Origin of the sequence: Variovorax boronicumulans, from assembly GCF_040544675.1 — a bacterium.
GTDB lineage: Bacteria > Pseudomonadota > Gammaproteobacteria > Burkholderiales > Burkholderiaceae_C > Variovorax > Variovorax boronicumulans_D.
The window spans coordinates 37155-52814 of the sequence record NZ_JBEPKK010000010.1; the positions used below are offsets into that span (position 1 = coordinate 37155).

Annotated in this window: 13 protein-coding genes; 7 read left to right on the top strand and 6 right to left on the bottom strand. The window is 67.7% G+C overall.

Going from position 1 to position 15660, the window contains the following annotated elements:
• From ABIC90_RS18015 to ABIC90_RS18040, 6 genes are all read right to left on the bottom strand, one after another.
• Positions 1 to 528 carry a hypothetical protein gene (locus ABIC90_RS18015; protein ID WP_354356338.1) on the bottom strand — a complete coding sequence of 176 codons (528 nt, stop codon included), beginning with the start codon at positions 526 to 528 and terminating at the stop codon, positions 1 to 3.
• 29 nt (positions 529 to 557) lie between these two features.
• Positions 558 to 920: a response regulator gene (locus tag ABIC90_RS18020; RefSeq protein ID WP_354356340.1), complete on the bottom strand. Its 363-nt coding sequence runs from the start codon at positions 918 to 920 to the stop codon at positions 558 to 560.
• Between the two features lie 74 nt (positions 921 to 994).
• A complete protein-coding gene (locus ABIC90_RS18025) occupies positions 995 to 2242 on the bottom strand; it encodes a hybrid sensor histidine kinase/response regulator (protein ID WP_354356342.1) in 1248 nt (415 codons plus the stop codon).
• On the bottom strand, positions 2232 to 2837 hold the full coding sequence (locus ABIC90_RS18030; RefSeq protein WP_354356344.1) for a chemotaxis protein CheB: 606 nt from the start codon (positions 2835 to 2837) through the stop codon (positions 2232 to 2234). The genes ABIC90_RS18025 and ABIC90_RS18030 overlap by 11 nt, the downstream gene beginning before the upstream one ends.
• Complete coding sequence (locus ABIC90_RS18035; RefSeq protein ID WP_354356688.1) at positions 2834 to 3616, bottom strand: CheR family methyltransferase; 783 nt, start codon at positions 3614 to 3616, stop codon at positions 2834 to 2836. The genes ABIC90_RS18030 and ABIC90_RS18035 overlap by 4 nt, the downstream gene beginning before the upstream one ends.
• 62 nt (positions 3617 to 3678) lie before the next feature.
• The gene (locus ABIC90_RS18040; protein WP_354356345.1) at positions 3679 to 7167 is read right to left on the bottom strand and encodes a response regulator; all 3489 of its coding nucleotides are present in this window, start codon (positions 7165 to 7167) and stop codon (positions 3679 to 3681) included.
• A gap of 156 nt (positions 7168 to 7323) precedes the next feature.
• On the opposite strand from ABIC90_RS18040, the gene ABIC90_RS18045 reads away from it, so the two are divergent.
• The 7 genes from ABIC90_RS18045 to ABIC90_RS18075 all read left to right on the top strand — a co-directional run bounded on the left by ABIC90_RS18045 (position 7324) and on the right by ABIC90_RS18075 (position 15601).
• Positions 7324 to 9669 carry an ATP-dependent DNA helicase gene (locus ABIC90_RS18045; RefSeq protein WP_354356346.1) on the top strand — a complete coding sequence of 782 codons (2346 nt, stop codon included), beginning with the start codon at positions 7324 to 7326 and terminating at the stop codon, positions 9667 to 9669.
• Positions 9656 to 9946 carry a hypothetical protein gene (locus ABIC90_RS18050; RefSeq protein ID WP_354356347.1) on the top strand — a complete coding sequence of 97 codons (291 nt, stop codon included), beginning with the start codon at positions 9656 to 9658 and terminating at the stop codon, positions 9944 to 9946. Before ABIC90_RS18045 ends, ABIC90_RS18050 begins: the two co-directional genes overlap by 14 nt.
• 152 nt (positions 9947 to 10098) lie before the next feature.
• Positions 10099 to 10989 (top strand): nitrilase family protein, encoded by an 891-nt coding sequence (locus ABIC90_RS18055; RefSeq protein ID WP_354356348.1) that lies wholly within the window; start codon positions 10099 to 10101, stop codon positions 10987 to 10989.
• Positions 10990 to 11056: 67 nt separating this feature from the next.
• Positions 11057 to 12217 carry a substrate-binding protein gene (locus tag ABIC90_RS18060; RefSeq protein WP_436318222.1) on the top strand — a complete coding sequence of 387 codons (1161 nt, stop codon included), beginning with the start codon at positions 11057 to 11059 and terminating at the stop codon, positions 12215 to 12217.
• A gap of 33 nt (positions 12218 to 12250) precedes the next feature.
• A complete protein-coding gene (locus tag ABIC90_RS18065) occupies positions 12251 to 13084 on the top strand; it encodes a branched-chain amino acid ABC transporter permease (RefSeq protein ID WP_354356349.1) in 834 nt (277 codons plus the stop codon).
• A gap of 70 nt (positions 13085 to 13154) precedes the next feature.
• Positions 13155 to 14888, top strand: coding sequence for a branched-chain amino acid ABC transporter ATP-binding protein/permease (locus ABIC90_RS18070; protein ID WP_354356692.1), 1734 nt, complete (start codon positions 13155 to 13157; stop codon positions 14886 to 14888).
• Positions 14885 to 15601, top strand: coding sequence for a branched-chain amino acid ABC transporter ATP-binding protein (locus ABIC90_RS18075; protein ID WP_354356350.1), 717 nt, complete (start codon positions 14885 to 14887; stop codon positions 15599 to 15601). Before ABIC90_RS18070 ends, ABIC90_RS18075 begins: the two co-directional genes overlap by 4 nt.
• The last annotated feature ends 59 nt before the right edge of the window (positions 15602 to 15660 follow it).

The following is a 15660-nucleotide window of genomic DNA, read 5'->3' on the forward strand; positions in this document are numbered from 1 at the left end:
TCAGTCCAGGCGCATGGGCCGAGACAGCTCCAGCGTGCGCTGGCCGATGCGGTCCGTCACCTTGGCCAGCACGCTGTAGACCCCGGCTTCGTCGCTGGGGCCGAATGCAAAGTTCATGGTGGCGGCGCCCAGCACCAAAGTGGCCGGGGGCGGCTCGGAGGTCCATAGCGGTCCGCCTCCGGCGGGGATGCGTTGCCCGCGGGGCGTGGCGACGAAGAATTCGACCACCACATCGCACTGGCCGGTGGCGTTCGGCACGCAGCCGCGCAGGATCAGCATGGCGCTGGACTTGACGCCGCGCGCCGCGCTGTCGGTGGTACGCAGCACAGGCTTGCGGCTGGTGTTGTTCCAGGCCTGGCGGAGTTCGGCTTCGTCGGGGGTGACGATCAACTGCGCCATGAAGTCGCCGTCGCTGCGCATCGATTCGGTATCGGGAATCGGCTTGCCGGTGCCGTCCACCCATCCCGCTGCCGACGCGAGCGGCACCAGCAGCGCCAACACCACACATGCGAGAGCGGGGCGGCGCATCGTCATGGTGTCTTGCGCTTGGCCAGGGCCTAGCGCAGAGGCTGCGCCAGGATGCGATCGAGCTGGTCGATGTCGATCGGTTTCTGCAGATGGTGGTCGAACAGACCCTCGGCCGATTCGCCGCCTGCGTCCTGCGCCGAGAAGCCCGAGATCGCCACCAGGAGCCGCGGCGTGCCTTCGGCCGTGCTGCTGCGCAGCCTGCGCGCCACCTCGGTGCCCGGAAAATCGGGCAGCGTGAGGTCGATCAGCGCCGCATCGAAATGCTCCACGGCCGCCGCGTCCATCGCCTGCTGCGCCGTGTAGGTGCAGCGGGCCGTGTGGTCCTGCAGCGTGAGGAGTTCCTGCAACAGGTCGGCGGCGGCTTCGTTGTCGTCCACGATCAGCACGTTCACAGCGGTTTTTCTTTCAGGGTAAGTCGGAGGTAGCAGTATCGACGCCGCCTTCACGCCGTGCCGTCAGCGTATTCCTACGCATTCATCCGGGCTGGCGGTGGCGGGCTCGCCGTGTCGGCGCGCAGCGGCAACTCGACCACGAAGGTGGACCCTTCGCCGGGCACGCTTTGCACCTCTATCTGCCCCTGGTGCAGCCCGACGATCTTGCGCGTGATGTACAGCCCCAGGCCCAGGCCGGCCGCGTGCTTGCGGCTGTCGGCGGTGCGCTCGAACTGCTCGAAGATGCGCTCGTGGTCCTCCGGCGCGATGCCGATGCCGTGGTCGCGCACGCTCACGCGGGCCACCGGGGCGGCCTGTTCAGCACTCTGGGCTTGCTCCACCACCATCTCCACCGGCTTGCCGCCGCCGTAGCGCAGTGCGTTGGTCAGGAGGTTGGTCAGCACCTGTTCGATGCGGAACTCGTCCCATACGCCATGCAGTTCGGCCGGCGCCCGCAGCGTGATGGCCGCGCCCGCGGCCTCGGCCTGATGGCGCAGGCTCTCGACCACGGCGCGCGACAGCACCGCGAGATCCACCGGCTTGGTCTGGATCGAGAGCGCATCGCGCCGCATGCGCGTGACGTCCAGCATGTCGTCGATCAGCCGCACCATGTTGCGGATCTGCCGCTGGTCGCGCTCGATCATCGTGGGCAGGCGGTCGGGCGCGAAATGGGCGAGGTTGCCCTTGGACAGGTGCAACTGCCGCAGCTGCGCTTCCAGGTAGAGCGTGTTGAGCGGCGTGCGCAACTCGTGCGACACCATCGACATGAAGTCGTCGCGCATGCGCACCGCGCGCTCCAGCTCCTGCTGCGTTTGCTGCAATTGCTGCACCAGCTCTTCCTGCTTGCGGTGCGCGGCCGCGAGCGATTCCATCTCGTGGCGCAGCGCCTTCCTGTGCTGGTACAGGTCGACGAACACGTTCACCTTGCTGACCACCGCATGCGGGTCCAGCGGCTTGTGCAGGAAGTCGACCGCGCCGCTCTCGTAGCCCTGGAAGGCGTAGTTCAGCTCGCGCCCCGCGGCGCTCACGAAGATGATGGGGATGTGCCGCGTGCGCTCGGTGCCGCGCATCAGCTCGGCCAGCTCGAAGCCGTTCATGTCGGGCATCTGCACATCCAGGATGGCCAGCGCGAACTCGTGCTCCAGCAGCAGCGCGAGTGCCTCTTCGGCCGAACCGGCGCGGGACACGATGCGGTCCGGCGCGCGGATCAGCGCTTCCAGCGCCAGCAGGTTCTCCGGCAGGTCATCGACGATCAGCAGCTTGCTCTTGACGTCAATGGGCATGGGCGGCCTCCAGTTGCAAAAGCACCGTGCGAAGCTCGCGCAGGGGCAGCACATGGTCGGGGGCGTGGCGCGCGATGGCGGCGAGGGGCATGATGGAAATCAGGGCTTCTTTGGGGTCTTGCACGGCGGTGAGGCCGCCGGCCAGGTGAATGCGATGCAGGCCTTGGGCGCCGTCTTCGTTGGCGCCCGTCAGCAGAAAACCGGCCAGCGCGGGGCCGTAGGCGTCGGCGGCGGAGGTCATCAGCACATCGATGGAAGGGCGCGAAAACAGCACCGGCGGCTCGCAACTGAGCGAGAAGCAGCGTTCGCGCTCGATCGACAGGTGGTAGCCCGGCGGCGCGAAGTAGAGGCGGCCGCCCGACAGCGGCATCTTGTCGCCGGCCTCGTGCACCGGAATCGGCAGGCGCTGGCGAAAGATGTCGGCCAGGTGGCTTGCATGGTCTTCGGGCAGGTGCAACACCACCGTCATCGGAATGCGCCAGCTCGCGGGCAGGCCTTCGAGCAGCACGAAGAGCGCATCGATGCCGCCGGCCGAGGCGCCCAGCACGACGGCTTCCACGCGCTTGCGAGCGAAGGGGAGGGACGGCTTGCTCATGTCGCCTTGCGGTAGATGCGCTCGGCGCGCGCGTGGGGCGCAAAGCGGTCCGCATATGCCGAGAAGTCGATGCTTTCCTTCGAGCCCAACCCGAGGAAGCCGCGGTGCGACAGCGACTCGTGGAACAGCCCGAGCGCGCGGTCCTGCAACTGGCGGTTGAAGTAGATGAGCACGTTGCGGCACGACACCAGCTGCGTCTCGGCGAACACACTGTCGGTCGCCAGGCTGTGGTCGGCAAAGATCACGTCCGCGCACAGCGACGGGTCGAAGCGCGCCGCGTCGTAGGCCGCGGTGTAGTAGTCGGAGAACGCACTGCGTCCGCCCGCGCGCTGGTAGTTGGTGGTGTAGCCGCGGATGGCTTCGAGCGGAAAGATGCCCTGGCGCGCCTTTTCCAGCGAGGCGGGGTTGATGTCGGTGGCGTAGATCTGGGTGCGTTCCAGAAGGCCTTCCTCGCGCAGCAGGATGGCGAGCGAAAACACCTCTTCGCCGGTGCTGCAGCCCGCCACCCACACCTTGACGGACGGGTAGGTGTGCAGGATGGGCACCACATGCTGGCGCAGCGCCAGAAAGTAGGTCGGGTCGCGAAACATCTCGCTCACCGGGATCGTCAGGAACTGCAGCAGCCGGCCGAACAGCACCGCGTCGCGCAGCACCTTGTCCTGCAGCGCCGAGATGCTCGGCAGCGCCAGCTGCTCCAGCGCATACAGCACGCGGCGCTTCTGCGAGGCGGTGGTGTAGTTGCGGAAGTCGTAGCTGTACTTGAGGTAGATGGCCTCCATCAGGAGGCGCAGCTCGATCTCGGTGTCGGAGAGCGGCTGAAGCGGTGAGGGCTGTTTTTCTGTCACAGGCGCTCCATCTTCGGCATCCACACCCGCAGCAGCGAGAACAGGCGCTCCAGGTCGACCGGCTTGGCCAGGTAGTCGTTGGCGCCCGCGGCCAGGCATTGCTCGCGGTCGTCCTTCATGGCCTTGGCGGTGATGGCGATCACCGGCATCTTCTCGAAGCGCGGGTCGGCGCGCATGCGGCGCGTGGCTTCCAGGCCGTCCATCTCCGGCATCATCACGTCCATCAGCACCAGGTCGATTTCGCGCACCTGGTCGAGCTTTTCGAGCGCCTCGCGGCCGTTGCGGCCGATCTCCACCACCGCGCCGCGCTGCTCCAGCGCACTGGTGAGCGCAAAGATGTTGCGCACGTCGTCGTCCACCAGCAGGATGGTGCGGCCTTCGAAGATGCGGTCGCGTCCGCGCGCGGTCTTCAGCATGCCCTGGCGTTCGGTGGAAAGCTCGGCTTCCACCTTGTGCAGGAACAGCGTCACCTCGTCGAGCAGGCGCTCCGGCGAGCGGGCGCCCTTGATGATGATCGAGCGCGAATAGCGCTGCAGCTCGGTTTCTTCGTCGCGCGTGAGATTGCGCCCGGTGTACACGATGACCGGCGGGAACGACACGATCTCTTCCGCCGCCATCGCCTTGAGCAGCTCGCTGCCCTGCATGTCGGGCAGCTTCAGGTCGGTGATCATGCAGTCGAACACGCGGGTGCGCAGCAGCTCCAGCGCCTCTTCGCCCGAGCCGACGGCCACGATCTCGATGTCGTCGTCGCCGATGAGGTGGATCACGCTCTCGCGCTGCAGCTCATCGTCTTCCACCAGCAGCACGACCTTGACCTTCTGCGTGAGCTTGTCCTCCAGCCGGCCGAACACCTTCATGAGCTCGTCGCGCGTGGCCGGCTTCAGCGCGAAGCCGATGGCGCCCAGGTGCAGCGCCGCGGCCTGCGCGTTCTCGGCGGCCGAGACGACGTGGATCGGAATGTGGCGCGTGTGCGGCGAATCCTTGAGCTTCTGCAGCACGTCCAGGCCCGTGCTGTCGGGCAGGCGCATGTCCAGCAGGATGGCATCGGGCACGAACTGCGTGGCCAGCTCGAAGCCGTCGGCCGCGCCGTGCGCCACCAGGCAGCGGTAGCCCAGCTCGTGCGCCAGGTCGTAGAGGATGTGCGCGAATTGCGGCTCGTCCTCGATCACCAGCACCCGGCGCACCTGGTCGCGCGGCACCGCGCGGTCGTCGGCGAACTGGGGCGCCGGCACCACCGCCTTCGGAGCGGGCGCCTGCGGCACCGGAGTCGCAGCGGTGGCGCGATGGCCCGGCGTGTAGGCCGCGGCCATCTTCGGCGGGGCCGCCTGCAGCTCCGACGCCTGCGGCGCGCGCGCCGGCAGCTGCAGGACAAAGGTGCTGCCCTTGCCCGGTTCGCTCTGCACGGTGAGCGTGCCGCCCAGAAGGTGGGTGAGGTCGCGCGAGATCGACAGGCCCAGGCCCGTGCCGCCGTAGCGCCGGCTGGTGGTGCCGTCGGCCTGGCGGAAGGCCTCGAAGATCAGCTCGTGCTGCTGCGGATCGATGCCGATCCCCGAGTCGGACACCGCAAAGCTCGCGCCGCCGTCGGCAGTGGGTGCCACCACCACCGCCACCTCGCCGCGTTCGGTGAACTTGATCGCGTTCGACAACAGGTTCTTCAGCACCTGCTCGACGCGTTGCCGGTCGGTGACCAGCGAGGCCGGCGCGCCGGTCTGGATCTCCAGCCTGAAGCTCAGCCGCTTCTCCATCGCCAGCGGCCTGAACGTGCTTTCCAGGCTTTGCGCCAGCCGGCTGATCGCCACGTCTTCGGGCACCACCTCGAGCTTGCCGGCCTCGACCTTGGCGATGTCCAGGATGTCGTTGATCAGCACCAGCAGGTCGTTGCCCGACGAGTAGATCGACTCGGCAAATTTCACCTGCTCCAGCGTCAGGTTGCCCTGCGGGTTGTCGCCCAGGAGCTTGGCCAGGATCAGCGCGCTGTTGAGCGGCGTGCGCAGCTCATGCGACATGTTCGCGAGGAACTCCGACTTGTAGCGGCTTGCGCGCTGCAGTTCGTCGGCACGGTCTTCCAGGTCGCGCTGCACGCGGCGCAGCGCGGTGTTGCGCTGGTCGAGTGCCTCGGTGCGCTCGGAGAGCTGGCTGTTGGTCTGCTCCAGCTCGGCCTGCTGGTTCTCCAGCATGGCCTGCGAGGCGCGCAGCGCGCGCGACTGTTCTTCGAGCTCTTCGTTGGCGGTGCGCAGCTCTTCCTGCTGCACCTGCAGTTCCTCGTTGAGCTGCTGCGTCTCGGCCAGCACGTCCTGCAGCTGTTCGCGGTAGCGCGCCGCCGCCAGCGAAGTGCCGATGTCGTCGCACACCACGTCGAGCAACTGGCTCGCGCGCTCGTCGGGTGCGCCGGGCAGGCCCAGCTCGATCACGCCGTTGACGATGCCGTCGCTCATCACCGGCATCAGCAGCACGGTTCTGGGTGCCATGTCGCCCAGGCCCGTGTTCACGCGCAGGTAGGTGGCGTCGATCGGGTCGATGAGCATGCGGCGCCGCTCGGCCGCCGCCTGGCCGATCAGGCTCTCGGTGGGAGAAAACACCTGGGGCGAGGCTTCCGCGTCACCCGAAAAACCGTAGCTCGCCGCCCGGCGCAGCGGCCCGTGCCGCTCGCGCACGTACATCGCGCCGACCGCGCTGCCCAGATGCCGCGAGAAGAAAGCCAGGATCTTGCGGCCCATGTCGGGCGCGCTCAGCTCGCCGACCAGTTCGCCCACCAGCTCGGTCTGTGCGCTGCGCAGCCAGGCCTCTTCGGACAGCCGCTCGGAATGCTCGGCCTGCTCCTTGAGCACCACGTCGTAGCTGTCCGACAGCCGCACCAGCTGGCGCCGGCCGAAATACGCGACCAGCCCCGTCAGCACCAGCGTGAACAGCAGGAACAGGCCCACCGTCCACCACGCGGTGCGGTTGGCATCGTTGTTGCGCTGGAAGCGCAGCGACTGCTCGGTGTCCATGAACGCGGTGAACTCCATGCGCATGTCGTCGGTCAGGCGCTTGCCCCGGCCCAGCCGCACCTGGGCCTGCGCGTCCTGGCCGGCCCGCCGCGCTTCGATGAGGCTGCGCGCAAACTCGATCCAGGTGGCCTGGACCGCGGCGATCCGGTCGATGCGCTCCACCTGCTGCCGGTTGTCGGACACCAGTTCGCGCAGCGCGGCCGTGTCGCTCTTGATGCGGGGCAGGGCGCTCTGGTAAGGCTCCAGAAAAGTCTCGTCCCCCCTGATCAGGAAGCCGCGCAAGCCGGTTTCCATGTCGATGCTGCGCCGCTGCAGTTCGCTGGCCGCGCGGGTCACGCGGTCGGTGTGTTCCACCATTCCGATGGTCGACAGCAGGAACAGGATGAGGCCGACGAACACCACGGCGCCGAAGAGGCCTCCCAGCAGCGGGAGCTTGAGATTTCGGCTCAGCAGGCGGTCGAAGTCGTCGGGGTCAATGGCAGCAGCAGTTTTCATCGGCACATTTGTAAGCAAAACCCTTCAAGTTTTGCCGAAATCGGAAGCTCGTCTTGTAGTCGTAGACCCCGAGACGGGGATTGATGGCGCCCGGATGGCGCTCTCGCCACAGCGAAACGGCTGGCTATACTGTAATTGCATACAGTCATCGCGAGAATGTCAACGCGTCCTTCTAACAGTCCAGGTGTCACGGCGCCTGCCGCGCACGTCGTTTCCGTCAAGGCGCTCTGCGCCTTCGGCGCGAAGGCGGGCGACCTGGACCTGCGCTTCGTGCCCGCGCCCAGCGCGCTCGAAGGCATGGCCGGCCATGCGCTGGTGCAGGGCCGGCGCGGAAGCGACTACCAAAGCGAGGTCTCGCTGGACACCCTGTGCGGCAGCCTGCGGGTGCGCGGCCGCGCCGACGGCTACGAGGCCGACGAACCGCGGGTGGAAGAAATCAAGACCTTCCGCGGCGACTTCGATGCCATTCGCGGCAACCACCGCGCCCTGCACTGGGCGCAGGCCCGCACCTACGGCTGGATGCTGTGCGAACTGCACGGCCACGAGGCCATGACGGTCGCGCTGGTCTACCTCGACATCGCCAGCGGCGAGGAAACCGTGCTGCACGAGCGGCACACCCGCCAATCGCTGCGGGAGCACTTCGAATCGTTGTGCGGCCTCTACAGCGTGTGGGCCGCGCAGGAGGCCGCGCACCGGGCCGCGCTCGACGCCGCCCTGGGCCAGCTGACGTTCCCGCACCAGGCCTTTCGCACCGGACAGCGCGAACTGGCCGAAGCCGTCTATCGCGCCGCCGTCGGCGGCCGCTGCCTGATGGCCCAGGCGCCCACCGGCATCGGCAAGACGCTGGCTACGCTGTTTCCGCTGCTCAAGGCGCGGGCGGCACACAAGCTGGACAAGATCTTCTTCCTCACCGCCAAGACCTCCGGCCGGCCGGTGGCGCTCGACGCGCTTCGGGTGCTGGGCAATGGCTGCGGCAGGAGCTGCGACAACGGCGGTGAAGGGGCCGGTGCGCAGCCGCGCGTGCTCGAACTCGCTGCCCGCGAAAAAGTCTGCGAATACCCCGACCGCGCCTGCAACGGCGATTCATGCCCCCTCGCCAAGGGCTTCTACGACCGCCTGCCCGCTGCCCGCGCCGAAGCTGCGGAGACCGGCTGGCTCGACCGGCCGGCGCTGCGGCAGGTCGCGCTGCAGCACCAGGTGTGCCCCTATTTCCTCGCGCAGGAAATGGCCCACTGGAGCGACGTGATCGTGGGCGACTACAACTACTACTTCGACGGCAGCGCCTTCCTTTTCGCCACCATGAAAGACGCCGGCTGGCGCGTCGCCGTGCTGGTCGACGAAGCCCACAACCTGCTGGAGCGCGCACGCGGCATGTACACCGCGCAGCTGGAAGGCGGTGCGCTCGAGGAGGCGCACCGCGCCGCACCCGCCGCGGTGCGCGGGCCGCTGGCGCGGCTCTTCCGCGAGTGGGACACCGTGCAGCAGCTGCAGGAAGCCGACTACGAAACCGCCGACGAGATGCCCGAGCGCTTCGTGCGCACCCTGCAGGCGGCCAACACCGCCATGGCAGAGCACTTCGCGGCCACGCCCGAGGCGGCGCAAGGGCCGCTGCAGCGTTTTTTCTTCGACGCGCTGCACTTCGCACGGCTGGCCGAGGTGTTCGGCGACCACTCGGTGTTCGAACGCACGCTCGGGCCCACCCAGCAGGCGCGCACCCTGGCCATCCGCAACTTGGTGCCCGCGCCGTTCCTGGAAAGCCGCTTTGCCGACGCGGCCTCGGTCACCTGCTTCTCGGGCACGCTGTCGCCGTTCTCCTTCTACCGCGACGCGCTCGGCCTGCCGGCGGACACGGCGCTGCTCGATGTGGCGTCTCCCTTCAGCAGCCGGCAGTTGCGTGTCGAAGTGGCGATGGATGTCTCCACCCGCTTTCGCGACCGCGCCGGGTCGCTGCGCAACGTCGCGGACATCATCGGCGCCCAGTTCGAACGCATGCCCGGCAACTACCTGGCCTTCTTCAGCAGCTTCGATTACCTGGAAAACGCCCGCGCGGCCTTCGCGGCCCAGCACCCCGGTGTACCGGTGTGGGCGCAGACGCGGGGCATGCGCGAAGCCGATCGCCACGGCTTCATCGCGCGCTTCGAGGAGGGTGGCCGGGGCATCGGCTTCGCGGTGCTGGGCGGCGCCTTCGGCGAAGGCATCGACCTGCCGGGCAGCCGCCTCGTCGGCGCCTTCGTCGCGAGCCTGGGCCTGCCGCAGTACAACGCGCTCAATGAGATCACGCGCGAGCGCATGCAGTCGCGCTTCGGCAAGGGCTACGAGTACACCTACCTTTACCCGGGGCTGCAGAAGGTGGTGCAGGCGGCCGGGCGCGTGATCCGCACCGAAGAAGACCGCGGCGTGCTGCATCTGCTGGACGACCGCTTTGCGCGCGCCGAGATCCGGGAGCTGCTGCCGCGCTGGTGGCATGTGCAGGTGGGCGGGAGCGGCAATGCGCGCCGCTAGGCGCCTCGAGCACGCGGGACAGGACGACCTGTTCGGCGAGGCACCCACGTCCGTCATCGAAGGGCTGCGTTACGAGCGCGAGTTCCTGTCGACGGAAGAAGCGCCGCTGCCCGAGGCGCTGCACTTGCGCGGCCCGGCACGGTGGGCCTGGCAGCACGCCATCGCGCCGACCGAGGCCCTGCGGTACTCGATCACGTTGCGCACGCGGTCCCGCAGACGCCCGCGACAGCACACCAGCGCATCGCGCTTTTTGCGCGCCGAAGAAAATTCCAATTGACACCGCGAATACCTTCTTCTAATCTCCGACCCCACGACAGCACTCGTCCTTGAGTGCGTCGGGCAGCAACATCGCTGCTTCACATACCGGCTATGAAAGCCCTCGAACAACGCGCAAGCGGGGTCGAGGGCTTTTTGCTTTTTGGAGCTTGAATGACAGTGCAGGAAGAAGAAGGCCTGGGATTTCCGGACCTCGTCGTCGCGAGTGTGCAGATGGAGCCGCACGTGGGCCACACGGCCGCCAACGTCGCGCGCTCGGTGCAATTGATCGAGCAGGCCGCGGCGCAGGGCGCATCGCTCGTGGTGTTGCCCGAACTGGCCAACAGCGGCTACGTGTTCGCCAGCCGCGCCGAGGCCTTCGCGCTGGCCGAGCCGGTGCCCGACGGTCCGAGCACGCAGGCCTGGGCCGATGCGGCCCGGCGCTGCAATGTGCATGTGATCGCGGGCATTGCCGAGCGCGAGGACGATCGCCTCTACAACGCGGCCGCGGTGCTCGGCCCGCGCGGCTGGCTCGGCACCTACCGCAAGCTGCACCTCTGGGGCGACGAACACCTGTTCTTCGAACCGGGCAACAAGGGGCTGCCGGTGTTCCATACCGAGCTTGGCCGGCTGGGCGTGATGATCTGCTACGACGGCTGGTTCCCCGAGGCCTATCGCCTGCTTGCCATGCAGGGCGTCGACATCGTCTGCATGCCGACCAACTGGGTGCCCATGCCGCAGCAACCCGCGGACCGCCCGGCCATGGCCACCACGCTCGCGATGGCCAGCGCGCACAGCAACGGCATGAACATCGTCTGCGCCAATCGCACGGGCACCGAGCGCGGCCAGCCCTTCGTCGGGCAGAGCCTGATCGTGGGCGCGCAGGGCTGGCCGTTGGCGGGGCCCGCCTCGCACGATGGCGAGGAAGTTCTCTATGCCCGCATCAACCTCAAGGCATCGCGCCAAGCGCGCCACCTGAACGCGTTCAACGACGTGCTGCGCGACCGCCGCGACGACATCTACGACCCCATGCTGGGCACCGGCTGGCCGCTTCCGCGGCACTGACCGCCCCGCGCTTTTCTGCTCCCACCCACCTCCAACTTTTCCATCGAACCTCCAGAGGACCTTGAACATGAAGATCACATCACTCCTGCGCCTGGGCGCCATGACGACGGCCGCTTTGCTGGCCGCCAATGTCCAGGCCGCCGATCCCCTCCGCATCGGCGTGGCGGTCGGACTGTCGGGCGCCAACAGCGTCGTGGCGCCCGCCGCAGTGCAGTCTTCCCAGCTCGCGGTCGACGAGATCAACGCGGCCGGCGGCATTCTCGGCCGCAAGGTCGAACTGGAGATCGTGGACGACGCCTCCGGCGCCGTCGGTGCGCAGAAGGCCTTCGACACGCTGGTGTTCCAGAAGAAGGTGGCCGCCATCATCGCGATGGAAAACAGCGCGGCGCGCAATGCCGCGCTGCCGGTGGTGAGCAAGGGCAAGGTGCCCTACATCTACACCTCGTTCTACGAGGGTCGCTCGTGCAACAACTGGATGTACGTGAACGGCTGGGTGCCCGAGCAGCAGGTCGCGCCGGTGGTCGATTACTTCCAGAAGAGCAAAAGCGCCAAGACCTTCTTCCTGGTCGGCAACGACTACGCCTTCGGCCGCGGCATGCTCGACTTCACCCGCAAGTACATCGAGCAGAAGGGCGGCAAGGTGGTGGGCGAGGAATACCTGCCGATCGACGGCAGCGACTGGACCTCGGTGATCTCCAAGCTGCGCGCCGCCAAGCCCGACGCGCTCATCAGCGCCACCGCGGGCGGCGCGCCCAACGTGTCGCTGGCCAAGCAGCTAAAGGGCGCGGGCCTGACGCTGCCCTATGGCAACCTCGCGATCGACGAGGGCACGGCAAAGACCATGGGCGATGTGGCCAGCGGCATGTACATGTCGGCCTCCTACCTGACGGGCATCGACATCCCCGAGAACAAGAAGTTTCTCGACGCGATGAAGAAGAAGTTCGGCGCCGACCTGAAGACGCCCAACGAGTTGTCGGAGCCGCAGTACGAGGCCTTCTTCCTCTACAAGGCCGCCGTTGAAAAAGCCGGATCGACCGATGCGGCCAAGGTGGTCAAGGCGCTCGGCGAGGTGTCGTTCACCGGCCCGCGCGGTGCGGTGTCGATGAACAGGAGCCGCCACACGCCGCTGTCGATGCGCTTGGGCCAAGTGCAGGCAGACGGATCGATCAAGATCCTCGAAACCTTCGCGAGCGTCGATCCCGGCGCCCAGTGCCCGAACCTGAAATAACGTCGCAGACAACGAAGAGACAAAGGCCGCCACATGGTGCTGTTGCTGGATTTGCTCACGACCGCCGCGATGCTCTTCATCGTCACCGCCGGGCTGATGATGATTTTCGGGGTCATGAAGATCGTCAATTTCGCCCACGGCGCGCTGCTCACGCTGGGCGGCTATGCAAGCTACGTGGTGACGCAGCTCAAGCTCGACCCGTGGCTGAGCTGGCCTCTGGCGCTGGCGGTCGGCGTGGTGGCGGGCATGGCGGTGGAATGGCTGATCGTGAAGCCGCTCTACAAGCGGCCGCTCGACGCCATCCTCGCGACCTGGGGGCTGGGCATTGTCATCGGGCAACTGATCGTGATGGCGTTCGGGCGCGAGGTTCAGTTCGTCGACGCGCCGCTCGCGGGCACCTGGTCGGTCGGCGGCGTGGACTATTCGGCCTATCGCCTGCTGCTGGTGCCGGTCGCCATCGCGCTGTGCCTGCTGCTCTCCGCGCTGCTGAACGGCACGCGCTTCGGCATCCGCACGCGGGCGGTGATCATGAACGAGGAACTGGCCAGCGGCCTGGGCATCCACGCGGGCCGCGTGCGCTTCATCACCTTCAGCCTGGGTGCAGGGCTGGGCACGCTGGCGGGCACGATGATCACGCCGCTGTCCAGCGTCGATCCGAACATGGGGCTGCCCTGGCTGGTGAGCGCCTTCATGCTGGTGATGGTGTCGGGCCATTCGATGACCAGCCTGCTGCTGACCTGCGTGGTGTTCGGGGCCTGCCAGGTGCTGGTGAGCACGTATGCCAATCCGGTGCTGGGCGGCTTGACCATCGCGGTGCTCGCGGCGGTCACGCTGCGCATCCGTCCGAAGGGGTTTGCCCGTGGCTGAGAACACTGCAATGGCTTCCGCCGCATCTTCTTCGCTGCGCGCCACGTTGCGCTCGGGGCGCGGGCTCTCGATGCTGGGCGGCATCGGCCTGCTGCTGATCGTGGCAGGCCCCTGGGTGTTCGACACCTACCTGCTCAACATCCTGGTGAAGGCCTTCTTCTTCGCCATCGCCGCGATCACGGTCGATGTGCTGTGGGGCTACACCGGCTACCTGAGCTTCGGCCAGTCGGCCTTCTTCGGCATCGGCGCCTATGCGGCGGGGCTGGTGTTCACGCACAGCGGTTTCAGCGTTTCGACGGCGCTGCTGGCGATGGGCGCTGCCATCGCCGTCAGCGCGGCGGTCGGGGCACTGGTGGGCTGGCTGTCGTTCTACCGGGGCGCCTCGCCGTTCTTCGCGACGGTCATCTCGCTGGTGTTGCCCATCGTGCTCACGCAACTGCTGCTGTCGGGCGGCCAGTGGACGGGCTCCAGCTCGGGCCTGACCGGCTACGAGAGCTTCGACCTCTCCATCGAGGCCTGGTACTGGGTGGCCGGCGGCATGCTCGTGCTGTTCGGCCTCTTGGGCTGGCTGCTGGTGCACAGCGACGCCGGGCGGGTGCTGGCCGCCATTCGCGACAACGAATCGCGCTGCACCTACCTCGGCATTCCGACCGCGATGGTCAAGATCTTGCTGCTGACCGTCATGGCGATGGTCGCGGGCATCGCGGGCTTCGGCTATGGCGCATTCAGCGGCGTGGTCGCGCCCGAGCTCACCGGCTTCGCGCTGGGCACCGAGCTGATCATCTGGGTCGCGCTGGGTGGGCGGGGCACGCTCTGGGGGCCGTTGATCGGCGCGGTGCTGATCAACGTGGCCACGGCCTATCTCAGCGGCAGCATGCCGTTCGCGTGGCAGCTGATCGTCGGCGTGGCTTTCGTGTTGGTCATCGTGCTGCTGCCGCAGGGGCTGGTGCCGTTGCTGCTCAAGCCCTTTGGGCTGGGCCGCATCGCGGCCCGCGTTCCGGTGCTCCGAGCACGCGAGGCCAGGAGCGCAGAGGCACAGGCAGCGGTGCCGGCCCTGTCCATGCAGCAGGTGGCGAAGCACTACGGTGCGCTCAAGGTGCTGCAAGGCATCGACCTGGAAGCGCGCGCCGGCGAGCTGGTCGGGCTGATCGGGCCGAACGGCGCGGGCAAGACCACGCTGATGCGCTGCATGAGCGACGGGGCCGAGCGCAGCGCCGGCACCGTGAAGCTGTGCGGCCACGACATCCGCGACCTGCCGCCCGAGGCCTGCGTGCGCTTCGGGCTGGGGCGCAAGTTCCAGAACGCCAACATCTTCGAGTCGCTGACGGTGGCACAGTGCCTGCGTATCGCGGGCACCTTGCTCGAGAGGCCTTCGCTGGTGCGGCAGGATGCCGCGCTGCGCCTGCCGGCCTATGCGCTCGACGTGGTCCGCACCACAGGGCTCGACGCCAAGCTGGCCACCGTCGCGCGCGACCTCTCGCATGGCGAACAGCAGGCGCTCGAACTCGCGATGGTGCTGGCGCTGGAGCCGCGCATCGTGCTGCTCGACGAGCCGACCGCGGGCCTGACCCAGACCGAACGCTCGCAGATCGGTGAAGTGCTGGCCTCGCTCGCGCACCGGCATGGCCTGTGCTGCCTGCTGGTGGAGCACGACCTCGATTTCGTCGAACAGATCGCCACCCGCATCGTGGTGCTGCACCAGGGAACCATCGTGATGCAGGGCAGCTTCGAGGAGGTGGTGAATTCGCCGCTGGTGAAGACCATCTACGCCGGCAGCGCACACGCACCGCAGGAGGCCGCATGAGCGAGAAGAGCCCCCAGGCGTTGCGGTTGGAACGCCTGAGCAGCGGCTACGGAGCCTCTTTGGTGCTGCGCGGCCTGTCGCTGGACGTCGCGGCCGGCGAGGCCGTGGCGCTCCTGGGCAAGAACGGCATGGGCAAGAGCACGCTGCTCAAGACGGTGATGGGCTACCTGCCCAAGAAGGGCGGCCACGTTCACCTGAACGGGCAGGACATCACGCGGCAGCCGCCGCACCGCATCGCACGCCAGGGCATCGCCTATGCGGCGCAGGAGCAGGCGTTGTTCGCGGACCTGAGCATCCGCGACAACCTGCGGCTGGGCCTTGAGAAGGAGTCCGTGTTCGACGAGCGCTTTGCGGACATCGAGCCGCTGTTTCCGGTCTTCAAGACCCGGCTGAAGCAGGACGCCGGCACGCTCTCGGGCGGCGAGCAGAAAATGCTGCTGCTCGCCCGTGCGCTGATGATGCGGCCCTCGATGATCCTGCTGGACGAGATCACCGAAGGGCTGCAACCCTCGGTCATCGACCGGCTGGCCCGCGCGCTGCTGGACGAGCGCGCCCGGCGCGGCACCGCGATGCTGATCGTGGAGCAGAACGTGCCGTTCGCGCTCCAGGTGGCAGACCGCTACGTGGTGCTCAAGCAGGGCGAGCTGGTGGATGAAGGCAATGCCAAGGCCGGTGGCGCCGCCGCGTCGGTCTTCGACCACCTGAGGGTTTGACTTTGAACTTGGGGCGCCGAAGATGGACGCGGGGGCATGAAGGCACGGATTCTGCTGGT